Below are 22,397 nucleotides of genomic sequence, written 5' to 3' on the forward strand. Positions count from 1 at the left end.
CGAGTGCGGCCGGCTCGCCCGCGGTGTCGGCGCCGGACCCGTGACGCCCGGGCGTCAGAGCGTGGGATCCGGCTGGCGCTGAGCGGCCTTCCGGACCCCGGATTGCGTCCCCGATCGCGGATCGGGGACGGGTCGACCGACCTTAGCGGGCGGCGGCGTTCTGGGCGAGAGCGCCGTAATCCTTGGCCTGGGCCTGGAGCGCGGCGAACTGGCTGCGGACGAACTCGGACTGGAGCTCGAACGCCTCACGGAGGTCCTTCGTGCGCACCAGCTTCTGGGCGAAGTCGAAGGTCGCGTTCGCGTTGGCCTGCGCGTGATCAAACCCCTTCGCGACCGCGGCGCTGAAGGTCGACTGGAAGGTCTGGCCCGAAGCCTGGACCTGCTCGGCGGCCTTAACGGCGTTCGCCATCAGGTTGCCGACGGCGGTGCGAGCCTGATCGACGCTCTTGTCGGCGAAGTCGCGCATCTCGGTCGGGATCTCGAAATTCGGGGTCTGCATCGATGTCTCCAGCATCATTCATGGAGCGGGACGCCGGATGCGTCCGCGGTGACGCGCCTCTATATGTTGCACCGCAACAAGAAGTCAAGTGCAGGTTCCGGAGCAGCGCCGAACCTGGAAGCCCGATAAAATGCCGATCCGAGGTCCTTACCCAGTGATCGGCTCGCGGCCTGAGACCGATAGCAGGTTGCGTGCGAGCTATGCCATTCATCTGAGCGGCCAAGATTGCTAGCTCCAGCAATGGGCCACGCTGCAAAAAGCTATCTTTCTGTCCAAGAGGGCACGAACGGAACGTGAATGCTTCTGGCGTGAATTTTCCTGGTATGCCAAGCGTTCCGGAGCGCGCCGGATCATTGCGGTTGGAGGATCGCTTCCCGATGCTGCATCGCACCAGACGCGGATCCGGCCAATCCGGCGTAGAGCGCGCAAAGCGCGGCCGTATGGGCATCCAGGCTCATCGGCGCCGCGTGGAACAGCCTGCGGGCCTCCCGCCCGAGGCCATCGGCCACGGCATCGTCCCGGAGCGCCGTGAAAGCCGCGACCAGCGGCTCGATCTCCGGGGCGACCACGAAGCCGGTTCGGCCCTGCCGGACCTTCTCGGCGGCGCCAGAGCGGTCGGAGGCCACGACCGGGATGCCGGCCGCCAGCGCCTCGTAGACGGTGAGCGGCCCGGTCTCGTACCAGCGTGACGGCGCGGCAAGCGCCCGAGCGCGGGCGCGGAGCGTAGCCCAGACTGCCGCAGGGCTCCGCCATCCGATCACCTCCACGCCGTCCCGGCTGCGCAGCTCTGCCTCCAGTGGGCCGGCGCCGATGAACAGCGCGGCGAGGCCGGCACGGCGCGCAGCATCGGCCACGAGGTCGGCGCCCTTCTCGCGGGTCAGGCGCCCCACATAGGCGATCGCGTCGCCGCGGGCAGGTTCGGCCGCCGGCCCCTCCGGAAGCCGGACCGGGTTGTCGACCCGGTGATGCGTGAGGGCGTAGCCGCCGAGCAGATCCCCGAGCCGTTGCCGGCTGGCGTCGCAGACATGGACGACGTGGAGCGGATCGCGCCGGGTCGCTTGGCCGACAACCTTCCGCAGCGCCGCGGCGCGGGCGACCCGCACGAGCTTGTGGACCCGGCTGCGGGGGTCACAGGGCGCCGCGATGCAGGCGGCCGAGAGGGGCGCGAGCCCGCACGGCTCGGCCCGGTCGAAGCGGTAGTAGACGCCGTTCGGGCAGGCCAGGGCGTAGTCGTGCAGGGTCACGATCAGGGGCACGCCGGCCTCCGACAGGACCGGAAAGATTGCCGGCGACAGGGCCCGGGTCCATTGGTGCAGATGAATGCAGTCCGGCCGCAGGGCGAGCCCGGCAAGGGCCGCGGCGAGCCGGCGGGCGGCAGTCGCGTGCCAGATCCCGGCGGCGGCAGCCCGCGCCGCGCCGAGCGACCAGATGTCGGGCAGGCCGAGGTCGATCCGGCGGATGCCGGGATGGTCGAGGAGCGGATCGGCGGCGCCGGGGATCGCCTGGATATAGGTGACGGCGAGGCCGGCGTCGGCGAGCCCGCGGGCCGATTCTAGCGCCACCTTCTCGGCCCCGCCGGTGGCGGCCGCGAATTCGGCCAGGATCACGACATGCATGGTGACCCTCCCGGGGATCGATCGGTCTCGCAGGCCAGGAGGATGCGGCAGACCGGTTTACGGGCGATCAACCGCCGCCGGATACAGATGTCGGCCTCGGATCGCAGCGGCGGAAATCCTGACGTGCACGTCGTCCTCGTCGCAGACCACGCCGCGATCAACGGCGGCCAGGCCAAGGTCGCCATCGAGTCCGCCCTGGGGCTTGCAGCCCGGGGGATCCGCGTCAGCCTGTTCGCCGCGGTCGGCCCGGTGGACCCGCGGCTGGAGCCGGCCGGCATCCGGGTGGTCTGCCTGGAGCAGGACGACGTCACCACGGCGCGCAGCAAGCTCGCCTTCGCGGCCCAGGCGATCTGGAACAAGCCGGCGCGCCGCGCCCTGGCGGCGGAGCTCGCCGCCTGCGATCCCCGGGACACGCTGGTCCACGTCCACGCCTTCGCCAAGGCGCTGTCGCCGTCGATCGGCCCAGCGCTCCGGACCTCCGGGCTGCCCTGCCTCTACACGATGCACGAGTTCTTCCTCGTCTGCCCGACCGGCGGCTTCTACGCCTATCCGGAGCAGCGGATCTGCCACCGGACCCCGATGTCAGCCGCCTGCATCGTGGCGAATTGCGACGCGCGCAGCTACCCACGCAAGGTGGCCCGGATGATCCGCCATGCCGGCCTCGCCCACGTGGCCCGGCTGCCAGAGCTGTTCTCCCACATCATCACGATCAGCGACCTGCAGGAGAGCGTCGTGCGGCCGCTGATGCCCCGCGGGACCGTGTTTCACCGCGTCGACAACCCGATCGCGGTGGCGCGGGCGCCGGTGCACGCGGGCCCGCCGGGCGACTTCCTGTTCGTCGGGCGGATCTCCACCGAGAAGGGCGCGCCGATCTTCGCCGAGGCGGCCCGGCGGGCGGGGGTGCGGGCGGCCTTCGTGGGCGACGGGCCCGAGCGGGCCGAGCTCGCCGCGCGCTACCCCGAGGCGGCGATGCTCGGCTGGCGCGACGCCGAGGCCGTGCAGGCGCTGATGCGGCAGGCCCGGGCGCTGGTCTTCCCGAGCGTCTGGTACGAGGGTCAGCCGCTCACCGTCTACGAGGCCCTGGCCTGCGGCGCGCCGGTGATCGTCAGCGACGCCTGCGCGGGGCGCGAGGCCGTGACCGACGGCGAGACCGGGTTCTGGTTCCGCTCGGGCGACCCTGACGCGCTGGCCGCGCATCTGCTGCGCCTGTCCGACGACAGCCTCGCCGCCCGGATGGGCCGGGCTGCCCACGACCGCTACTGGGCCGCGCCCCTGACCTTGGATGCCCATCTCGACCGCCTCGAATCCGTCTACGAGACGGTCATGCGCGCGGCTGCCACCCGCGCGCGGACCCTCGGCCCGGTCGGGCGGCCGCTCGCGACCGCCTGATATCACGGTTGAGCGTCAGCGCCCCGCCCTGGGAAGGCGCGACCCGCCCCTCGGACCCGCCAGATCGACGCGCCGTCCGCGAAGTATCGGAAACACCCGCCCTCCGTCGCGTTGATGCCCACCAGCACCCTTGCGTGCCTCCGTCACGGATGAGCGAGCGACATGGCCGAGAACCACAAGCCGAACGAGAACAAGCCGGGCTTCCAGCAGGGCAGCGCCAAGCCGGGCGACGCCAAGAACCCCGACAACAAGCAGGAGAAGCTGAACGAGCGCCTGGACGACGCCCTGGAGGAGACCTTCCCGTCGAGCGACCCGGTCTCGGTGAAGATCACCAAGTAGGCGCCCCGCGGGCCGGGCGGGATCAGGCCGCCCGGTCGCCCGGGATCGCCTCCCGCTCGCCGTCGATCAGGCGGCGGGCCTCGGGCCCAGGGACCGCGCGGCTGAACAGGAACCCCTGCACCTCGTCGTAGCCCTCGGCGCGGAGCATTGCGAGCTGCTCGGCGGTCTCGACACCCTCGGCGGTGGTGGCGATGCCGAGGCTGGCGCCCAGACTCGCCACCGCCCGTACGATCGCCGTGCAGTGGGTGTTCTCGCCGACCTGGCTCACGAAGGAGCGGTCGAGCTTGATCTTGTCGAACGGGAAGCTGCGCAGGTAGCTCAGGCTCGAATAGCCGGTCCCGAAATCGTCCATCGCGATCCGGATCCCCATGGCCCGCAACTCGTGCAGGGTCGCGAGATTGGCGGTGCTGTCGGCGAGGAGGACCGATTCGGTGATCTCCAGCTCGAGGCGCCGCGGGTCGAGCCCCGTGACGGCGAGCGCGCCGCGCACGGTCTCGACCAGGTTGCGGTTGCGGAACTGGATCGGCGACAGGTTCACGGCGAGCCGTATCGTCTCCGGCCACGCCGCCGCCTCGGCGAAGGCGGTCTGCATCACCCAGGCGCCGATCGGCACGATCAGGCCGGTCTCCTCGGCGAGCGGCACGAACTCGGCCGGCGAGACCGGGCCGTGCTCCGGGTGGTGCCAGCGCAGCAGCGCCTCGAAGGCCAGGATCCGGTCGGCGCGGGCATCCATGAGCGGCTGGTAGACCAGCGAGAACTGGCCGCGGGCGAAGGCCTCGCGCAGCTCGTTTTCGCGCCGCCGCCGCGCCTGCACCCAGGCATCCATCTCCGGCTCGAAGCACCGGAAGGTTCCGCCGCCCTCGGCCTTCGCCCGGTACAGGGCGAGGTCGGCGTTCTTCATCAGCGTCTCGGGATCGGTGCCGTCCCGGGGCAGGCAGGCGACGCCGATGCTGGTGCCGATGTGGCAATCCTGGCCCTCCAGGCGGAAGGGCCGGCCGAGCTCGGCGATCACCCGGGCGATCAGCCCGTCGGCCAGCGCCGGGAGATCCATCCCGCGCACCAGGATGGCGAACTCGTCGCCGCCGAGCCGGGCCACGAGGTCGTCCTTGCGCAGGCAGACGGCGATCCGCTCGGCCGCCTCGCGCAGCAGCGCGTCGCCGACCGGGTGGCCCAGCGTGTCGTTGACGATCTTGAACTTGTCGAGGTCGAGGCAGAGCAGCACCGCCTCCTCGCCGTCCCGGGCGTGGCGGGCGATCGCCTCGCCGAGGCGGTCCCGGAACAGCACGCGGTTCGGCAGCCCGGTGAGGGCGTCGTGGTGGGCCATGTGGGCGATGCGGGCCTCGGCCCGGCGCCGCTCGGTCATATCGATGGCAGCTTCGAGCACGGCCTGCCGCCCCTCGAACGGCATCGCCCGCTGGAACAGGGAGACCTCGATCGCCGAGCCGTCGGCGCGGCGGTGGAGCGAGCCGGCGGCGGAGGGCAGGCCGAGCCCCGTCGCCTCCTCGGCCGCGATGGCGAGGTCGGCCGGCGCCCGACTCAGGAACTGCTCGCGGCTGTAGCCGTAATGGGCGACGGCCGCGTCGTTCACCGCCAGGAAGCGGTCGCGCGCATCGGCCACGACCCACATCGGCACCGGGTTGTTCTCGAACAGGAGCCGGAACGAGGCCTCCCGGGCCTTGATGTCGCCGACATCCGTCATGGTGACCGAGAGGAGATCGCCGACGCAGCCCGCCTCGACCTTGAGGTAGAGCGTGCCGCCGTCGGACCGGGGGCGGCTCAGCTCGAAGGCGGAGCGCCCACCCCGCTCGACCATGGCGGCGAGCGTCGCGATCGTCCGCTCGGTGATCGCCCCCGGGAAGAACTGGCCCACGCGCTGCCATTGCAGGGCGGCGGCGGGGCGCTCGAGGAGGCGCTCGGCGCCGCGGTTGAGGGCGACGATCTTGAAATCGACCGGGCGGCCCGCGGCGTCCCGGATCGTGCTGAGGGCCAGGATGCCCTGGTCGGTGGCCGTGAACATCGCCTGGACCAGCTCGGTCCGGACGCTCGCCCCGTCGAACCCGATCAGCACGAACGGCTCGCCCCACCGGTTGCCCAGGGGCAGGCCGACGAGGCGGGTCGAGGTCACGACCCCGGCTGCGAGGCGATCGCACCGGCCGTAGGCGGGCTGGCCGGAATCGAGGGCGGCCGCGACCATCTCGTCGACGGGCTCGCGCAACTCGATCGGGAGCGCGTCGACCGGGAGGGTCTCGGCCGACGGGACCTCGGCGCCGTCCGCGAGCCAGGCACCGAAGGCCTGGCCCGCCCAGAGAATCCGGGCGGCTCGCCCGTCGCGGGTGGTCACCAGGGCGGCCCGGTCGGCGAGGCGGCCGAGGCTTCCGAGCACGACGGCCTCGTAGGACGGGATCGGCGCCCCCGGCGTCCGGCAATCCTGCCAGTGCCGGAGGAGGTTCTTGCCCGTCTGTCCGTCGTCGTGCTGCGCGCTCACCGAGCCGCCCCAGTTGTTCACCGGGCACCAGGAAGCAGGGACTTCGTTTAAGCCGGGTTCATATGCCGACTTATAATCCCATGTTACGTACTATTCCCCAGTTTTAGCCGAGTTTTCAGGCGGATTCGAGCAGCCGGCGGGCGATGACCTGGGCCTGGATCTCCGCGGCGCCCTCGAAGATCGAGAGGATGCGCGCGTCGCACAGGATCCTGCTGACCGGATACTCGAGCGCGAAGCCGTTGCCGCCGTGGATCTGGAGGGCGTTGTCGGCCGCTGCCCAGGCGACGCGGGCGCCGAGCAGCTTCGCCATCCCGGCCTCCAGGTCGCAGCGCTTGCCGGCATCCTTCTCGCGGGCCGAGAAGTAGGTGAGCTGGCGGGCAATGTTGATCTCCACCGCCATCATGGCGAGCTTGTCGGCCACCCTCGGGAAGCTGACCAGCGGCTTGCCGAACTGAACCCGCTCCTCGGCGTAGCGCAGGCCGACATCGAGGGCCGACTGGGCGACGCCGATGGCCCGCGCCGCGGTCTGGATACGGGCCGATTCGAAGGTCTGCATCAGCTGGGCGAAGCCCTTGCCCTCGACCTCGCCCAGCAGGTTGCCGCCCGGCACCTCGAAGCCCTCGAAGGCGAGCTCGTACTCCTTCATGCCGCGGTAGCCGAGCACCTCGATCTCGCCGCCCGACAGGCCCTGGACCGGGAACGGCTCGGCGTCGGTGCCGCGGGGCTTCTCGGCGATCAGCATGGAGAGGCCCTTGTGGCCCTTCTCCTCGGGCTTGGTGCGCACCAGCACCGTCATGATGTCGGCGCGGACCGGATGGGTGATCCAGGTCTTGTTGCCGGTGATCTTCCAGACGTCGCCCTCCTTCACCGCGCGGGTGCGCAGGCTGGCGAGGTCGGAGCCGGTGTTCGGCTCGGTGAAGACGGCGGTGGGCAGGATGTCGCCGCTGGCGATCTTCGGCAGGAAGCGCTGCTTCTGCTCCTCGGTGCCGCCGCACAGGATCAGCTCGGCGGCGATCTCCGAGCGGGTGCCCAGCGAGCCGACGCCGATATAGGCCCGGGACAGCTCCTCCGAGACCACGCACATGGCGGTCTTCGGCAGGCCCATGCCGCCGTACTCCTCCGGGATCGTCAGGCCGAAGACGCCGAGCTCGGCCATCTTCTGCACGATCTCCATCGGGATGTAGGCGTTCTTCAGGTGCCACGCATGCGCCTGATCCACCACCTCGGCCTTGCCGAAGCGGCGCATCTCGGAGCGGATCGCCTCCATGTCCTCGTCGAGGCCTGAGGCGCCGACCGTGGCCGAGCCGCTGCCGTCGCGCATCTGCGCCACCAGGGCGGCGCGGTTCTCCGGCGTGTTGCCCTCGGCGATCAGCGTCTCGACCGCCTCGGTGCGGTACTGCGCCACCTCCTTGGCGGAGAGGCCGAGCGACCCGGTGAGGCGGACCATCTCGCCCTGGCTCATCGGGATGCCGGAGAAGAGCTGGTCGAGATACTCGCCGGCGCCGATCCGGACGAGGAGCGCCTCGGTCTCGCCGAACCGGCCCTCGGCCTGGAGGCGCTCGGCGTAGCCGCCGAGTTCGGTCACCGCCTCCGCGTAGGTCGCGAGCCAGGCGAGCCCGTGGGCGGCGTGCTGCTGGCTCTCAAGCTTGGCCGCGTCGACCCGCCCGTCGGTTCCGAGGATCCGCGTGCGGACCCGGCGGGTGGCCTCCGCGACGAGGGCCTTGGCGCTCTCGCCGGCGGCCCTCGCGAGGGCGACGACATCCTGCGGCTCGGTCTGGATGGCGGGGGATGCGGACATGATTTTTGCTCGCGTGGCGTCTTCTTGGATCGGATCTTTTAACCTGCCGCGCTCCGGAGCCGAAGCAGATTTCGTTTGGCTCGCCTTGAACTCAAGTTGAATGCCGGGCCCGTGAGCCAGTGCGTAGCGGATCGAAGTCAAGGCCGGACCGGTGCGGCGATGCGCATCGATCCGGACATTGATGATCCGTCCAAGGGGCTGTTGAAAGCTGTTCGCCAGACCGTGTCCAGCTCAGCGCCTCTGCTCGCAGCGCGTCTTCACGTAGGCTCCATCCTCCCCCTTGAAGCCGGTGCTGGCCGCCAGCACCGGTCCCTGGACGAGACATTCCTGGAGCGTGTGGGCCGGGCCGGTGACCACGTCGAGGGCGGTCTCGCGGGAGCAGTCCGGGGCTTGGACGGAGGCGGCGCAGATGAGGGCGACGACGACGATCTGGTTCATGGGGCCTCCCGTACAGGCCCGGCACTCAAGACGGCGGGCGGCGTCTACCGAAAGATGAACCATCGGAACTGGTTCCATCGACCTGAGCGGTGCATCTTCGCGCGCGCAGCAAAGCAATCCCATGCAGCGCCCCCACGCAGCGCCGCGCTCGATGCGGTTCTACGATCCTGTGTCGCTTCCCGGCATGCGCGATGACGGAGCGCGTCACACCAGCGCGGGAAGATCTGCGCCGGCCTCGATCGCCTCCGGGCTGGGTACGCGCCCCTCGCCCAGCAGGTGCAGGAATGCCGTGAAGGCCGGGTTGCGGCCAATGCTGCAGGCGGCCACCGCGCGGTTCTCACGGACGTAATAGGCGATGAAGTCCAGCGCCGCCGGATCACCCTGCAGGATGATCCGCTCGAAATCCGGCGCGTAGCCGCCGTAATCCAGACGCTTGTCGCCCTGGTTGCTCCAGAAGAATGGCGTGCCCGCGAAGGCGTCGGTAGCACCCAGGATCGCCCGGGCGACGTGGGTGCCGTGCTGCTGCGCCAGCCGCCAATGCTCGATCCGAGCGGTGACGCCGCTGACGCGCTCCGGGAAGGCCGCGATATCGCCCGCGACCCAGACCTTGTCGGCGAGCTTCAGGTCGGCGCCCACCGGCAGGCCGCCGGTCTCGTCCGGCTCCGCCCCGGCGACGATCCCGGTCTCCGGCGCGGCGCCGGCGCCGATCAGCACGAGGTCGGCCGGCAGCCGGGCGCCGTCCGCGATCTCGACCGCCTCGACGGATCCGGTGCCGGCGATCCGCGCGACCTCGCCCGTCACGAAGGTCACGCCGTTGCCGGCGTGGTAGCGCTTCAGCGCCGCGCCCACGGCCTCGCCGAAGCGCTTGGCGAAGGGGGTTTCCTCCCGGGCCAGCACCGTCACCGACAGGCCGCGCTTGGTCAGGAAGGCCGCGGCCTCCAGGCCGATGAAGCCGGCGCCGATCACCACCACGCGCTTCGCTCGCTCCGCCGCGGCGCTGAGCCGCACCGCGTCGTCGAGGCTGCGCAGGGTCATCACGCCTTCGAGGTCCCTGCCGTCGAAATCCGGCACCACGGCGCGGCTGCCGGTGGCAATCAGCAGCGCGTCGCCGGACAGGAGCCGTCCGTCCGCCAGGGTGACGTTGCGGGCGGCCGGATCGATCCGGGTCACCTCCGCTTCGATCCGCTCGACCCGATGGGCGGCGGCGAAATCCGGCTCCAGCAGGGTCTTCTCCGCCGGGGTAGGCTTGGCCAGGAACTGCTTGGACAGCTTGGTCCGGTCGTAGGGCGGATGGCCCTCCCGGCCGACCATCGTGATCGTCCCCGAAAACCCGTCGCGCCGGAGCGTGGTAACGCAGGCCACGGCCGCCGCGCCGGTGCCAACGACCAGGACCGTCGCGATGGGCGTCCGCGCCTGCCGCGCCGGGGCAGGTTCGGGAGTCAGCGTCGCCACCGCCTCGCCGCCCTCGATCCGGACGGGATAGCGGGTGAGCGACTCCAGCGCCGGCGGCTCCTCCAGGCAGCCGTCGGCGACCGCGAAGGCCGCCTTGTGCCAGGGGCAGTAGAGCCGGCCGCCGCAGATCTCGCCCTTGGCGAGCGGCGCCCCGAGATGCGGGCACGTCGCCTGAAAGGCACGCACGCCGTCGGCGTCGCGCACGAACAGCACCGCGTCGTCGCCCACCTTGCCCGCGGCCTTGCCGCCGAGGGGAATCGCGTCGAGGGCGAGGCGGATCTCGCGGGGCTTGTCCTGATTCATCCTCGCCTCGCGCGGTGCCGGCCCGGGCCGAGCCGGCCCGCGCGCACCAAACCGCGAGGGCGCGAAGGGTTTCCGCGCCTTCCGTCGCAGGGGCGGCGGCCTCAGCCGCGGCTCGCCACCGCCACGCCGAGGGCGGCGAGCGCCATGCCGGCGCCCTGCACCGGGGTCAGCACCTCGCCGAACAGCAGGTAGCCGAGCACGGCCGCGACCGGCGGCACGAGGAAGAACAGGGCGGCGACGCCCGCCACGGCCCCCCGCCGGATCAGCACCAGCAGCAGCAGGATCCCCGCGACCGAGTTGACCAGGATTGCCCAGCCAAGGCCGAGCCACAGGGCCGGCGCCGGGTCGAACGCGGCGCCGCCGAAGGCGAGCGCCAGCGGGATGGCGCAGGCCATGCCGCCGACGAACTGGAGGGTCGCGCCGGCCAGGAGATCGACCCGGCCGCCGGTGCGCTTCTGCCAGAGCGTGCCGAGGGTCAGCGCCAGCACCGCCAGGAGGCTGACGGCCAGCGCCGCCGGCGGAATCCCGGACGGGTCCGTGGCGCCGAGCTTCGGGGCGAGCACGAGGCCCGTGCCGACGAAGCCCATGAGGATCCCGAGGGCCCGCCGGCCGCTGACCCGCTCGCCCAGCAGCGGCTGCGCCAGGAGCGCGGTGAGCAGCGGCTGGAGGCTGCCGACCAGGGCCGCGATGCCGGCCGGCAGCCCGTGGCTCACCGCCCAGAAGACGCCCGACAGGTAGACCCCCTGCATCAGGAAACCCGCGATGACCGGGTCGCGCCACCCTGCATGGTCCCCCGGCCAGCGCACCCGGGAAGCCGTGGCGATCAGGGCCAGCACCAGGGCGACGGCCGTGAAGCGGATTGCCGTGAAGGTGAGCGGATCGACGTGCGGCACCACCGCCCGGGCGGAGATGAAGCCCGTGGCCCAGATCGGAATGAACAGCGCCGGAAGGGCGCCGGACGCGAGCGTCGACGGGCGTGGGAGCGGAGGCATGTCCGCCGGACGGAGCATGTCGGCGCGCGGCGCGCAACGGTGATCTCGCCTTCCGGTCGGCGCGCGGCCGCCACGGCTGCCGGCGTGGCGCGGGCGCGTCACCGGGCGGCGATCGGGACCGGATCCGGCCGGCGGCGTTGACGCGCGGGTGCCGGCGCCGTTCATCGGCGGGCCTCTCCCGAGAGGATCACCCAGAGGATCGTGAGATCGAGGATCGTCGGAAACCCGTGAAACCTCTCCGCAGCGGATTACAGGTCATGGGCGTCGCCGCGCAGCGCTTCGTCTCCCATGACGGCTGGGCGATCGCGAGCCACATCGCGCTCTCGAGCCTGACCTCGCTGTTCCCGTTCCTGATTCTGCTGGCGGCCCTGGCCGGCTTGTTCGGCACGCAGTCGCTCGCCGACGAGGCCGGGGTGCTGATCTTCGACGCATGGCCGCGGGAGATCGCCAAGCCGATCGTCGGCGAGGTGCACCGGGTGCTCACCGAGCAGCGCAGCGGCGTACTGACACTCGGCGCGCTGTTCGCCCTGTACTTCTCCTCCTCGGGCGTCGAGAGCCTCCGGGTCGGGCTGAATCGGGCCTACGGCCTGCGCGAGAGCCGGCCCTGGTGGCTGACCCGTCTCGAATCGATCGGCTACGTGATCTGCGGGGCCTTCGCGATGCTGGCCTTCGCGCTGCTCGTGGTGCTGGGGCCGCTGATCTGGCGCAACGTCGTGCTGGTGGCGCCCGGGCTGGAGCCCCTGAGCCTGACGGTGGCGATCGGGCGGATCGGCGTCACGGCCCTGTTGCTCGCCGTCGTCCTGGTGATCGCCCACAAGTTCGTCGCCGCGGGCCGCCGCTCGATCCTGTCGGTTCTGCCCGGGATCGCCGTGACGCTGGTCCTGTGGTTCTTCGCCGGCCTCGGCTTCGGCTACTACCTCGACCGGTTCTCCAACGCCTACGCGTCGACCTACGGGGGTCTGGCCACCGCGATGGTGTTCCTGGTGTTCCTCTACTGGCTCGCCGCCATGTTCCTGTTCGGCGGCGAGATCAACGGCACGGTGATCGCCGCCCGCCGCAGCCGCCTGCAGGCGAAGATGCTGGCGCGCCGGGCCGAGCTGGAGGGCAGACGGACGGGGGCGAGCGCCTCAGGACCGAGCCCCTCGGGATCGAGGCCCTGAGGCGGGCGCTTCAGGACCTCCGGAGCCGCACGCCTCGGACGCGCCCCGAAGCGCCCCGAAGCGCCCCGCCCCTATCCCCCACGAGAGAGGGGCAGGGCGCACGATCCCAACACCGGGGCGCGGCGGCGCGTCCTCACGCCGCCAGGGCCAGCCCCTCCTCCTCGTCGGCCTCGGCCGCCATGAACTGCGCCCGGGCGAGCTCGGCGAAGCGGCCGCCCTCGGCCACCAGCTGGTCGAAGGTGCCGGCCTCGACGATCCGGCCCTCGTGGAACACGAGAATGCGATCGGCGTCGCGAATCGTCGCCAGGCGGTGGGCGATCACGAAGGTGGTCCGCCCCGCCATCACGGTCTCCAGTGCGCCCTGGAGCTTGCGCTCGGTTGCGGCGTCCAGCGCCGAGGTCGCCTCGTCGAGGATCAGGATCGGCGGGTTCTTCAGGAGCGCCCGGGCGATCGAGAGCCGCTGGCGCTCGCCGCCCGAGAGCGAACGGCCGCGCTCGCCGATCACGGTGTCGAGACCGGCAGGCTGGCGCGCCATGAAGGTGCTGGCCTGGGCCCGCTCCAGGGCGTCGAGCATCTCGGCGTCCGTGGCGTCGGGGCAGCCGACCTGCAGGTTCTCGCGGATCGAGCGGGCGAACAGCATCGGCTCCTGGAACACCACGCCGATGTTGTGGCGCAGGCTCGAGAGGCCGACGTCGCGGATGTCCATCCCGTCGATGCGGATCGAACCGGAGGCCGGGTCGAAGCTGCGGTGCAGGAGGCCGAGCGTCGTCGACTTGCCCGAGCCGGTCGTGCCCACCAGCGCGATCGTCTCGCCCGGCCGCGCCGTGAACGAGACGCCGTCGAGGGCCTGGCGCCTTCCATCGTACGAGAAGGCGACATCCTCGAAGGTGACCGCACCCTCGAAGCGCGCGACCTGCCGGGCGTGCGGCCGGTCGGCCACCGCCGGGACGGTGTCGTAGATCTCGAAGAACTCGGCGATCTTCGGCGCCTGCTGGAACAGGCCGTTGACGAAGCCGACCACGTGATCGAGTCGGGCCACGAAGGCGGTGGCAAGGCTCATGAAGGCCACGACCTCGCCCACCGTGGTGGTGCCGGCCTGATAGAGCCAGATGCCGGTGACGAAGATCGCCGTCATGGTGATAGTGGCGGAGGCACGGGTCGCCACGTTGGCGAGCGCCCACCAGGACAGGACCGGGATCTGCGCGGCGAGCAGGTTGGTGATGATGCCGCGCATCGCCTCCTTTTCGGCCTTGGCGCGGGTGAAGGACTGGATCACCGCGACGTTGCCGAGCGCGTCCGACGCGTGGGCGGCAAGCCCCGAGTTGAACGCCTCGACCTGACCCTGCAGCGTCTCGGTCCGGCGCATCACGAAGGTGGTGAGCGCCGTGAAGGCCAGCACCAGCACCACCAGGATCGAACCGAGCTGCCAGTTGATGAACAGCGTCATCGGCAGGAGCACGCCCAGCGACACCAGGGCGACGAGGTGGTCGCGGAAGAAGCCGAGCCACAGCCACGCCATGCCGTTCGTGCCCTCCAGCATCGCCTTCAGGACGCGGCCGGAATGGTTGGCCGAGTGGAAGGCGAGCGGCAGGTCGAGGACGTGCTCGAAGTAGCTCGCCATCGACGACAGGCGGTTGCGGTGCGCGAGCCGGTCGGCGTGGAGCGCGATGAACACGCCCGCCGCGATGGTGAAGAAGCCGAACGCCACCCAGGCGGCGAGCAGGGGCAGCATGGTGCCCATGGCGTCGCCGCCGCGCTTGAGATGGGTCAGCTGGTCGATGATCCGGCCCATCAGCAGGGGTTCGGCGAAAGCCGCGATCGCCAGGACGACGTTGGTCGCGGCCAAGCCTATGGCCAGCCGCCGCTCCGCCTTCAGGAAACCCAGGACCCGCCCGTACAGACGAACCATCGTACCGCTCCGCCACCCCTGGCCTGGCCCGTGTGACCCGGGTCTCACGCCGTCTCTGAGGAGGTTCGCCGACCGACATCCGCGCCGGATCCGGGTCAAGCCCCTCTTGGGAAACGGGTATGCCAGCGCCCGCCTGAACGGGCGATGACAGACCGATACAGGGTCGAAGCGGCCGTCTTTACGGTTCGTTCAGCAAGATTTCCTAATTCTGTAGGCTGCCCGGCCGTTTTCGGCCCCGGGTTCCGGTTTTCCTAACGCTTCGGCATCGGGCACCCGCCTCATGGATCTCGCAACCGCACTCGGCCTGCTGTCGGGCCTCGGCGTCGTGGTCGGGCTGATCATGCTCGATGGTGGGCATTTCGGCGCCTACGCGTCGGAACACGCGGTGGTGGTGGTCTTCGGCGGCGCAACCGCGGCCACGATGATCCGCTTCCCCTTCTCGGTGATCGTGCACGGCCTGCCCATGGGCCTGCGCTACGCCTTCATGATGCGCTCGGTGAAGCCGCAGGAGCTGATCGAGGAGATCACCAAGATCGCCGACGTGGTGCGCAAGTCCGGCCCGATGGCGCTGGAGAACATGGAGATCTCCGACCCCTTCCTGGCGCAGGGCGCCCGCTACATCGCCGACGGTTACGACCGCGAGTTCATCCGCGACACGATGGAGCGGGACCGCGACAACTTCCTGATGCATCTCGACGAAGGCTCGAAGGTCTACCGGGCCTACGGCGACTGCGCCCCGGCCTGGGGCATGATCGGCACGATCCTCGGCATGGTGGCGATGTTCGCCAACATGTCCGACCCCTCGAAGCTCGGGCCCGCCATGGCGACCGCGCTGCTCGCCACCCTCTACGGCGCCGTGATCGCCAACCTGATCACCCTGCCGCTCGCCGACAAGCTGCACGTCAAGCTCGAGGAGGAGGATGTCTCGCGCTCGCTGATCATCGACGGCATCCTGATGATCCGCGACCAGAAGAGCCCGACCCTCGTGCGCGAGATGCTCGTCGCCTACCTGCCGCACAACCATCGCGAAGCGCTGATGGAGCAGGCCGCGTAACATGGCCAGGAAGAAGCGCGGCGGCGCGCATGGCGGTCACGGCTGGTTCGTCACCTTCGCCGACCTGATGGCGCTGCTGATGAGCTTCTTCGTGATGGTCGCGGCGTATTCCACGCAGGACCAGAAGAAGATGCAGATGGTTGCGGGGTCGATGCGCGACGCCTTCGGCGTCAACAAGGAATCGAAATTCGCCGGCATCATCGAGTCCGAGGGCCTGCCGGCCGCCGACCACGTGAAGTACCTGCGCGACGTCCCGGCCGACCAGGCCGCCGACCGCACGACCCCGTCGCGGCTCAACAAGAGCAGCGAGTTCGGCCTGACCGACACCGGCGAGCCGGAGAATTTCGGCCTGGCGGCCGCCTCCCTGCGGCAGGCTCTGCAGAGCCTGCCGGATTTCGCCGAGCTCTCGAAGAACGTCGTGATCGCCCGGACCGAGCAGGGCCTCGACGTGTCGATCGTCGATCAGGACGGGCGCTCGATGTTCCCGGAGGGCTCGACCCGGCCCAACGAGCGCACCCGGAGCCTGCTGGAGAAGCTCGGCCCGGCGCTCCGCCAGATGCCGAACCGCATCGCCGTCACGGGCTACACCGCCACGGACCGGCCCGGCCGGCGTCCCGCCGCGCCCCCCTGGGAATTGTCGGCCGGCCGCGCGGTCAGCGTCCGGGACATCCTGGCCAGCGCCGGCGTTCCGGACGACCGGTTTGCCACCGTCGCCGGCAAGGCCGACACCGAGCCGATGTTCCCCGACGACCCCTACATGCCGGCCAACCGGCGCGTGACGGTGACGCTGCTCAAGGAGGCCCCCCCGGTGCCGAACGTGAAGGGGCTTCCGTAAGCGCGCCGCGGCTGCCGGACGGGTCCCACTGACGGCGTCCCCCGACGGCGCGCGGATCACCACCCCGCGCGATCGTCGGGCTCGGAAGCGCCGCTACTTCGCCGTGAGCAGCGCCCAGTACACCTTGTACTTCGAGCCGGGCGCGAAGGCGGTTGCGATTCCCATCCGGGTCGCCCCGGGCGCCAGCATGGTGGCGTCGTGAGGCGGGCTCTCGCGCCAGCCCGAGAAGGCCTCGGCGAGGGTGTGGTAGCCCGCCGAGAGGTTGGCGTTGACGTTCGCGTAGCCCAGCCGCTCGACGGCAGCCTTCACGGTCTGGGCCCGGCTCGGCCGGTCGGCGAGCGCCATGGCGGCCGCCTCAGCCTCGGCGAGGCGCTGCAATTCGGGATCGACCGTCAGCGGCGGCGCGCCGCGGTTGCGCCGATAGGACGAGATCATGTCGCGCGCCGCCTCGACGTCGATATGCGCGCTGTTGCTGGCGAGCGGCAGGTAGATGCTCGGCAGCGCCGTGCTGCTCGGCGCCTGGGCGGCGCAGCCGCCGAGCAGTGCCGCTGCCAGCACGGCCGGGCCGACCATCCGGGTGCTGATCCCCGTCCTGATCCGGCCGAGCCCCCGCCCCGCATGTCCACCGTCCCGATCGCGTCTCGTCACGACTTTCCCATCCCTGCGACGGCCCTGCCGCCCAGGCGGCATATAGGTCCTGCCACGCCGCCATGCATCGGACGATTAGGGCTTCCTCAAAGGTCCTCGGTCTAAAACAGCACACGATGATGACCGAGCGCTCCCTGGCCCTGGTGGATTCGCCCCGCGACCGATCCGTGGGCGGGTTCTCCGACCCGTCGGCTGCGGACGAGGCGGCCTCCGAGGCCGCGGCCGCGTTCGCCCTGCAGCAGGCGATCATCCGCCGGCAGGCCGGCCTGCTGGTGCAGCAGCAGCGCGCCCTGGCGGCCGCCGGGATGGGCCTGTGGTCCTGCTGCCTGCGCGCCGGTGCCCTCGACTGGTCTGGGAGCGTCCACGACTTGTTCGGCGTCCCCCGGGGCACGACCCTGCACCGGCCCCGGATCCTGGAACTCTACGAGCCTGCCTCGCGGCGCCTGCTGGAGAGGCTTCGGCACCGGGCGATCACCCGGAGCGGCGCCTTCGTGCTCGATGCCGAAGTCCATGCGGGAGGCCGGCCGCGCTGGATCCGGATCCGCGCTTCGGTCGAGACCGCGGACGGGCGCCCCATCCGCCTTTTCGGAACCAAGCAGGACATCACCGAGGAGATCGCCCGGCTGGCCGAGCTGAGCCGGCGTGCCGAGCGCGACCCGCTCACCGGGCTGGCGAACCGCCGCGGCTTCGAGGCCCAGTTCGCGGCCAGGACGGCTGGCTCCGGTCCAGATCCCCTCGGCGCCCTGCTGCTGATCGACCTCGACGGGTTCAAGCCGGTCAACGACGTCCACGGCCACGCGGCCGGCGACCTGTGCCTCCGGCGCTCGGCCGCACGGCTGGCCGCCGTCTGCCGGGACGCGGCGCTCGTGGCGCGCATCGGCGGCGACGAATTCGCTGTGCTCCTGCGGGGCCCCGTCGACCCGTTCGCGCTGGTGGAGCGCGGCCGGCGCATCGTCACCGCCTTGAGCCGGCCGATCCCGTATCGTGGCCAGGGGCTGCGGATCGGCGCCTCCGTCGGGATCGCCGTGGGGAACCCCACGTGCGGCGGCCGCGCCCGGCTGTTCGGCCGGGCGGACGGGGCGCTCTACGCCGCCAAGGACGCCGGCGGGAACGTCGTCCGGATCGCCCTCGGCGGCCGGTTAGCCACCCGCGCTTCGCAGGCCGCGGTCGCGCTGGAGCCGGGCTGAGTCGCCGCCCTCGGGCACCGAGGCCGGCTGGATGAGGCGGCTGGCGATCTCGCCCATGGCGCTCTGCATCGTATCGAGCCCCTGCACGGTGACGATGCTGGAGCCGGGCCCCAGCGGCGGGATGAAGCCCGCCTCCGAGAGTGTCGCGAACACGGAGAAATTCAGGTCGGTCACCACCTTCTGGCCGAGGCTCACATCCACGATCCCGACGAGCAGCTCGAACTCCAGGAACGGGTCGCCGATCTTCTTGAACACCACCCGGGGCGGCGGCTCCTTCAAGATGTCGGAATGGCTTTGCGCGCAGGCCGTGATCATCTCGGCGGCCCGCACCGGGTCCTGATTGCGCAGGACGCTGACCGTGATGCTGACGCGCCCGGTCCGGTCACCCCGAACCCGGTTCTTGACCACCCCGGAGATCAGGTTCGAGTTCGGCACGATCACGGCAGAGCGGTCGAAGGTCTGGATCTCGGTGGAGCGGACCGAGATCCGCTTCACGATGCCCTCGGAATCGCCGATCACCACCTGGTCGCCGACCCGGATCGGGCGCTCCCACAGGAGGAGCAGGCCTGAGACGAAGTTGTTGACGATCGACTGCAGGCCGAAACCGATACCGACCGACAGGGCGCCGGCCACGATAGTGAGCTTCTCCAGGCTCAGGCCGAGATACGAGAAGGCGAGCGCCAGCGCGATCAGGAAGCCGCAATAGCCCGCCACCGTGGTGATCGAGTTGCGCAGGCCCGCGTCGAGGTCGGTGGCCGGCAGGTAGGTGTTCTCCAGCCAGCGCTGCACCCCGCGGGTGATGAATACGCCGACCACCAAGATCCCGATCCCGAAGGCGATGCTCGAGAGCGAGATCGTGACGTCGCCGACCTTGAAGCCGAAGAAGGCCTGCCGGACCGACGAGACGATGTCGGTGGAATCAAGCCCCCAGGGCGCCAGCACGAGGACCGCGGCCGCCAGGAAGAGGACGAGCCGGGTCGCGCCGGTGGTCAGGACCGAGATCTGGTTGAGCGAGCGCTTCCGCAGGCCGGTATTGGCCTGGAGCGTGGTGGCGAGCCGCGTCTCGTCGCTGAGCGCGCGGCCGACGAAGATGTCGACGCTCTGGACCAGCAGGTAGAGCAGCACGAGGACGGCCGCGTCCCAGATCAGCTGGTCGATCAGGAAGGCCGCGAAGGCGACGTAGCCCACCAGCGCACCGAGGCCGATCAGCGCCACCGCGGCCCAGCCGAGCAGCCGCGCCGGCCCGCCGATGCCCGTCGTGGTCTTGGTCGGCACGTAGGGGCCGAAGCAGGCCTCCTCCTCCTGCTCGGTGTCGGCGAACCGGTGGAGGCCGACGGCCAGGATCAGCGCGGTGGCCACGGCGCCGATGCCCCGCGTGGCGATGGAGATCGGCAGGGCCGCCGAAATCCCGGAATTCAGGGCCTCCACGGACTTCACTACGGTGATCACCGTGGCGATGCCGACCGCGAGGCGGGTCAGGCGCGTGGCCGCGGCGTCGCTCACCGGGGCGGGCCGCCACGCCGGCTTCTCGGGGCTGAGCAGCCCGTCGCAGAGGGCCTCCACGAAGGCGATGAAGGCGAGGCCCCCGAGGATCGCGGCGGCCACCGGCAGGAGCCGGGACGGCAACAGGTTGGTGGAATCGAGGGCGTAGTAGATGGCGTAGGACCCGGCCACGGCCGGCACCGTGCCGAGCAGGATCACCCGCCAGGCGGCGAGCATCACGGCGCGCCGCGACGGATCGGCCTTGGCGGGGTCCCGGCGGGCGCCCTTGGGGGCGATGTTGCGCCGGCCGAAATACAGCGCGATCGAGATGCCGAAGGCGAGCCCCAGGAACAGCAGGTTGGCGATGTTGCCGTTGCGGGAGAACAACAGCCCGATATCCGACACGGCGCTCTGCAGGGCGCGCGTGTCGCGGGGTACGTCGCCCATCACCTTGGTCCAGAGACCAGGGCCGACCAGGGGCTGGGAGCGCTGGAGCAGGTCACGGGTGAAGGATTCGCGGCGGCGATTCGAGACCCGGTCGACGATCTGATCGCCCTGCACCACCAGGGCGCGGGCGAGGCGCTGGGTCTCGTCGATGCGGGTGACGGCGGCCTCGCGCTCGCCGCGCTCCGCGGCGACGTCGGCGCTTTCCTGGGTGTCCTTCGGCTTCGGGCCGAGCTGGGCCAGGCGCTCGCGCGCGGCTTCCAGCGGCGCATCGAGCCGCGTGACGAGGGTGCGGATCTCGTCGGTGACCGTGACGGCGCTGTCGCGGATGGCGGTGAGGTCGGCCACCGTCAGGTCCGTGTGCCCGAGCTGCTTCTCGCGGGCATCCAGCTCGGCCTTGGCGGCATCGAGCTTGGCCCGGACCTTCTTGAACTGCTCGGGGACCTCGGCCCTGGCGGCCGGCGGGGCGGCCTTGGCGTCGGAGGGTTTCGTCTCGGACGCCTTCCCGTCTGAGGACTTGGCTTCCGGCACGGGCTTGCCGTCCGCGGACTTGCCGGCGGGCGCAGGATCCTGGGCGAAGGCTGGCAGGGTCAGGGCCGCCGGGGATCCGAATACCAGCGCGGCGAGCAGGACGAGCACGGGGGACGGGCGCGGGGCGCCCTTCGGCTTCCGGGTCCGCGCTGGGATACGATGCATGAGCAACCTCTCGTCGGGCGCGGCGGCCGGCCGGAGTCCGGCATCGGCGAATCGGCGGCGATCGGGGACCGGACGGGCCTCCTGGCGGCCGGGCGCTCTGGGCGAGCAATAGGGCGAAACCGTGCCCCTGCCCACCCCTGGCCGGATCCGGCGCCTGTCACCCTGCTGTGGGTGCGTCCTCGGGGCTCAGCCGGAAAAGCTTCACAAGGGTGTCACGCTGGGATTAGATGAAGACCTGATGGACAGGGCCTTTTCGTTGCTACGCGAAAGGGCGCGGCCGGTGGCGATACCGGCCCGGCCCGGCCGCGTTCCGGATGCTACCGCATCGACCGGCGCCCCCGCGCGCCGGCCCGCCGCCCTGTTGTTCCCTCCGCCTCTCCCGTCAAGCCGTCGCTCCGCGTGCCGGCTCGTCCTGCATCGGCCCTGGGCCGGTTCGGACGGGCCGGCGGGGCGGCGGCGTGGTCCCGCGCGTTATCCGCGCCAGAGCTAGTCCGAAGAGTCGCGCCGATGATGGATCTCCAAACCCTCGTCCTCAACGCGGATTATCGGCCGCTCTCGTATAATCCGCTCTCCCTCTGGTCGTGGAAGGACGCCTTCACGGCCCTGTTCCTCGACCGCGTCACCCTGGTGGCGAGCTACGACGTGGAGGCGCGCTCGCCTTCCCGGTCCCTGCGGGTGCCGAGCGTGGTGGCGCTGAAGAACTACGTGGCTCTGGCCCGCAGCCCGGCCTTCACCCGCTACAACATCTACCTGCGCGACGGTTTCAGCTGCCAGTATTGTGGCCTGCGGCTGCCCTCGGGCGGCTTGACCTTCGACCACGTGGTGCCGCGCTCCCGGGGCGGCCTGTCGAGCTGGGAGAACGTCGTGGCGGCCTGCTCGCCCTGCAACCTGCGCAAGGCCAACCGCACCCCCGACGAGGCAGACATGCCGCTGATGACCGAGCCCCGCCGGCCGACGCGCTACGAGCTGCACCACCGGCAGCCCGAGTTCGACCACCGCCAGTACCACCACACCTGGCTCGACTACCTGTACTGGGACAGCGAGCTGGAGAGCTGAGGCCGGATCACGGCCCTTGTCGTGCACCCGATAAGGGCGTCAAACACCCCATAATGGTGTCACGTTACACTCCATAAGCGTGCGACGTGCGTGGGCGAAACACACGAACGGCGAGGGTCTTCCCTGCCGTTCGTCGTCACATCGATCAGCGTCGTTCAGGCCGAATGCGTCGCGAGGACGACAAGGCGTGGCAGCCTGGCTTGCACGAAAGGCAAGTGCTCGTGCTCGAACAGGACCGGCACAGCTGCCGCTCTCTTCACCCTCGCCACGGCCAAGCGATGGCTGTCGCCGACGATGATGATCTCGCCGGTGCTGTGGGGCTGGACCATGGCCGGGACTCTCACCCCGACGACGAATTCAAACGGCCTCCGATCCGTAAGGCTCGCTTGATCGGCCCCCACGTGGTGGTCCGAGTTCAAAGTTAGTGCAGCGTTGGCCTGGAGTTGACCCCGTTTGTGGTCCACGGCCTATGCAAGTTCTCGGGCTGTGACAGCTTGCTTGGCGAAGGCTCGGGGCGTCAAGCCGCCCAGAGCCGTGTGAGGTCGATCTTCGTTGTAGTGGCACCTCCAGTCCTCGATGCGCTCACGGGCATCAGCCAGCGACAAGAACCACGAA

At 70.8% G+C, this 22,397-nt stretch carries 19 protein-coding genes; 7 read left to right on the forward strand and 12 right to left on the reverse strand.

Annotated features, from left to right (window positions below; translation table 11 throughout):
* Window positions 1-142: 142 nt before the first annotated feature.
* Entirely contained in the window at window positions 143-499 is a 357-nt protein-coding gene (locus CIW48_RS25120; protein WP_149313186.1) for a phasin, read from the reverse strand.
* Window positions 500-849: 350 nt separating this feature from the next.
* Complete coding sequence (locus CIW48_RS25125) at window positions 850-2,115, reverse strand: glycosyltransferase (protein ID WP_149313187.1); 1,266 nt, start codon at window positions 2,113-2,115, stop codon at window positions 850-852.
* Between the two features lie 123 nt (window positions 2,116-2,238).
* Between CIW48_RS25125 and CIW48_RS25130 the strand changes: the two genes are divergently transcribed.
* Both CIW48_RS25130 and CIW48_RS33475 read left to right on the forward strand, forming a co-directional pair.
* The gene (locus CIW48_RS25130) at window positions 2,239-3,504 is read left to right on the forward strand and encodes a glycosyltransferase family 4 protein (RefSeq protein ID WP_149313188.1); all 1,266 of its coding nucleotides are present in this window, start codon (window positions 2,239-2,241) and stop codon (window positions 3,502-3,504) included.
* A gap of 162 nt (window positions 3,505-3,666) precedes the next feature.
* A complete protein-coding gene (locus CIW48_RS33475; protein ID WP_173009393.1) occupies window positions 3,667-3,843 on the forward strand; it encodes a hypothetical protein in 177 nt (58 codons plus the stop codon).
* A 22-nt stretch (window positions 3,844-3,865) separates the two neighbouring features.
* Here the strand turns inward: CIW48_RS33475 and CIW48_RS25135 are convergent, their stop codons facing one another.
* From CIW48_RS25135 to CIW48_RS25155, 5 genes are all read right to left on the reverse strand, one after another.
* Complete coding sequence (locus tag CIW48_RS25135) at window positions 3,866-6,349, reverse strand: EAL domain-containing protein (RefSeq protein ID WP_149313189.1); 2,484 nt, start codon at window positions 6,347-6,349, stop codon at window positions 3,866-3,868.
* A 94-nt stretch (window positions 6,350-6,443) separates the two neighbouring features.
* A complete protein-coding gene (locus CIW48_RS25140) occupies window positions 6,444-8,126 on the reverse strand; it encodes an acyl-CoA dehydrogenase family protein (protein ID WP_149313190.1) in 1,683 nt (560 codons plus the stop codon).
* Window positions 8,127-8,357: 231 nt separating this feature from the next.
* Window positions 8,358-8,564 carry a hypothetical protein gene (locus tag CIW48_RS25145; protein ID WP_091782512.1) on the reverse strand — a complete coding sequence of 69 codons (207 nt, stop codon included), beginning with the start codon at window positions 8,562-8,564 and terminating at the stop codon, window positions 8,358-8,360.
* Window positions 8,565-8,768: 204 nt separating this feature from the next.
* A complete protein-coding gene (locus tag CIW48_RS25150) occupies window positions 8,769-10,319 on the reverse strand; it encodes an FAD-dependent oxidoreductase (RefSeq protein WP_149313191.1) in 1,551 nt (516 codons plus the stop codon).
* Window positions 10,320-10,420: 101 nt separating this feature from the next.
* Window positions 10,421-11,329 carry a DMT family transporter gene (locus CIW48_RS25155; protein WP_149313192.1) on the reverse strand — a complete coding sequence of 303 codons (909 nt, stop codon included), beginning with the start codon at window positions 11,327-11,329 and terminating at the stop codon, window positions 10,421-10,423.
* Window positions 11,330-11,568: 239 nt separating this feature from the next.
* Between CIW48_RS25155 and CIW48_RS25160 the strand changes: the two genes are divergently transcribed.
* Entirely contained in the window at window positions 11,569-12,471 is a 903-nt protein-coding gene (locus tag CIW48_RS25160) for a YihY/virulence factor BrkB family protein (protein ID WP_149313193.1), read from the forward strand.
* Window positions 12,472-12,604: 133 nt separating this feature from the next.
* On the opposite strand, the gene CIW48_RS25165 is transcribed toward CIW48_RS25160, so the two are convergent.
* Complete coding sequence (locus CIW48_RS25165; protein ID WP_149313194.1) at window positions 12,605-14,380, reverse strand: glucan ABC transporter ATP-binding protein/ permease; 1,776 nt, start codon at window positions 14,378-14,380, stop codon at window positions 12,605-12,607.
* A 280-nt stretch (window positions 14,381-14,660) separates the two neighbouring features.
* On the opposite strand from CIW48_RS25165, the gene CIW48_RS25170 reads away from it, so the two are divergent.
* Both CIW48_RS25170 and CIW48_RS25175 read left to right on the forward strand, forming a co-directional pair.
* Window positions 14,661-15,434, forward strand: a complete 774-nt coding sequence (locus tag CIW48_RS25170) for a MotA/TolQ/ExbB proton channel family protein (protein WP_091782523.1) — start codon at window positions 14,661-14,663, stop codon at window positions 15,432-15,434.
* A 1-nt stretch (window position 15,435) separates the two neighbouring features.
* Window positions 15,436-16,269, forward strand: coding sequence for a flagellar motor protein MotB (locus tag CIW48_RS25175; RefSeq protein WP_149313195.1), 834 nt, complete (start codon window positions 15,436-15,438; stop codon window positions 16,267-16,269).
* A 93-nt stretch (window positions 16,270-16,362) separates the two neighbouring features.
* Here CIW48_RS25175 and CIW48_RS25180 read toward each other — a convergent pair whose 3' ends face one another.
* Window positions 16,363-16,842 carry a CAP domain-containing protein gene (locus CIW48_RS25180; protein ID WP_149313203.1) on the reverse strand — a complete coding sequence of 160 codons (480 nt, stop codon included), beginning with the start codon at window positions 16,840-16,842 and terminating at the stop codon, window positions 16,363-16,365.
* A gap of 194 nt (window positions 16,843-17,036) precedes the next feature.
* On the opposite strand from CIW48_RS25180, the gene CIW48_RS25185 reads away from it, so the two are divergent.
* Window positions 17,037-18,104 carry a sensor domain-containing diguanylate cyclase gene (locus CIW48_RS25185; protein ID WP_246695415.1) on the forward strand — a complete coding sequence of 356 codons (1,068 nt, stop codon included), beginning with the start codon at window positions 17,037-17,039 and terminating at the stop codon, window positions 18,102-18,104.
* Here the strand turns inward: CIW48_RS25185 and CIW48_RS25190 are convergent.
* The gene (locus tag CIW48_RS25190; RefSeq protein WP_149313197.1) at window positions 18,057-20,726 is read right to left on the reverse strand and encodes a DUF3772 domain-containing protein; all 2,670 of its coding nucleotides are present in this window, start codon (window positions 20,724-20,726) and stop codon (window positions 18,057-18,059) included. The genes CIW48_RS25185 and CIW48_RS25190 overlap by 48 nt on opposite strands.
* Before the next feature lie 507 nt (window positions 20,727-21,233).
* On the opposite strand from CIW48_RS25190, the gene CIW48_RS25195 reads away from it, so the two are divergent.
* A complete protein-coding gene (locus CIW48_RS25195; protein WP_091782538.1) occupies window positions 21,234-21,782 on the forward strand; it encodes an HNH endonuclease in 549 nt (182 codons plus the stop codon).
* Between the two features lie 155 nt (window positions 21,783-21,937).
* Here CIW48_RS25195 and CIW48_RS33480 read toward each other — a convergent pair whose 3' ends face one another.
* Both CIW48_RS33480 and CIW48_RS25200 read right to left on the reverse strand, forming a co-directional pair.
* Window positions 21,938-22,111: a hypothetical protein gene (locus tag CIW48_RS33480; protein WP_173009394.1), complete on the reverse strand. Its 174-nt coding sequence runs from the start codon at window positions 22,109-22,111 to the stop codon at window positions 21,938-21,940.
* A gap of 138 nt (window positions 22,112-22,249) precedes the next feature.
* Window positions 22,250-22,397 (reverse strand): integrase core domain-containing protein (locus tag CIW48_RS25200; protein ID WP_149313198.1); only part of this gene is annotated, 148 nt, incomplete at its 5' end.

This window comes from Methylobacterium sp. P1-11, from assembly GCF_008329595.1.
In the GTDB taxonomy this organism is placed as follows: domain Bacteria; phylum Pseudomonadota; class Alphaproteobacteria; order Rhizobiales; family Beijerinckiaceae; genus Methylobacterium.

What these genes read in the sequence shown, in the direction of transcription:
- CIW48_RS25175 (WP_149313195.1), top strand. Translation starts at nt 15,436, where the DNA reads ATGGCCAGGAAGAAGCGCGGCGGCGCGCATGGCGGTCACGGCTGGTTC.
- CIW48_RS25155 (WP_149313192.1), bottom strand. Translation starts at nt 11,329, where the DNA reads ATGCTCCGTCCGGCGGACATGCCTCCGCTCCCACGCCCGTCGACGCTC.
- CIW48_RS25190 (WP_149313197.1), bottom strand. Translation starts at nt 20,726, where the DNA reads ATGCATCGTATCCCAGCGCGGACCCGGAAGCCGAAGGGCGCCCCGCGC.
- CIW48_RS25120 (WP_149313186.1), bottom strand. Translation starts at nt 499, where the DNA reads ATGCAGACCCCGAATTTCGAGATCCCGACCGAGATGCGCGACTTCGCC.
- CIW48_RS33480 (WP_173009394.1), bottom strand. Translation starts at nt 22,111, where the DNA reads ATGGTCCAGCCCCACAGCACCGGCGAGATCATCATCGTCGGCGACAGC.
- CIW48_RS33475 (WP_173009393.1), top strand. Translation starts at nt 3,667, where the DNA reads ATGGCCGAGAACCACAAGCCGAACGAGAACAAGCCGGGCTTCCAGCAG.
- CIW48_RS25125 (WP_149313187.1), bottom strand. Translation starts at nt 2,115, where the DNA reads ATGCATGTCGTGATCCTGGCCGAATTCGCGGCCGCCACCGGCGGGGCC.
- CIW48_RS25195 (WP_091782538.1), top strand. Translation starts at nt 21,234, where the DNA reads ATGATGGATCTCCAAACCCTCGTCCTCAACGCGGATTATCGGCCGCTC.
- CIW48_RS25145 (WP_091782512.1), bottom strand. Translation starts at nt 8,564, where the DNA reads ATGAACCAGATCGTCGTCGTCGCCCTCATCTGCGCCGCCTCCGTCCAA.
- CIW48_RS25165 (WP_149313194.1), bottom strand. Translation starts at nt 14,380, where the DNA reads ATGGTTCGTCTGTACGGGCGGGTCCTGGGTTTCCTGAAGGCGGAGCGG.
- CIW48_RS25150 (WP_149313191.1), bottom strand. Translation starts at nt 10,319, where the DNA reads ATGAATCAGGACAAGCCCCGCGAGATCCGCCTCGCCCTCGACGCGATT.
- CIW48_RS25160 (WP_149313193.1), top strand. Translation starts at nt 11,569, where the DNA reads ATGGGCGTCGCCGCGCAGCGCTTCGTCTCCCATGACGGCTGGGCGATC.
- CIW48_RS25170 (WP_091782523.1), top strand. Translation starts at nt 14,661, where the DNA reads ATGGATCTCGCAACCGCACTCGGCCTGCTGTCGGGCCTCGGCGTCGTG.
- CIW48_RS25185 (WP_246695415.1), top strand. Translation starts at nt 17,037, where the DNA reads ATGACCGAGCGCTCCCTGGCCCTGGTGGATTCGCCCCGCGACCGATCC.
- CIW48_RS25140 (WP_149313190.1), bottom strand. Translation starts at nt 8,126, where the DNA reads ATGTCCGCATCCCCCGCCATCCAGACCGAGCCGCAGGATGTCGTCGCC.
- CIW48_RS25180 (WP_149313203.1), bottom strand. Translation starts at nt 16,842, where the DNA reads ATGGTCGGCCCGGCCGTGCTGGCAGCGGCACTGCTCGGCGGCTGCGCC.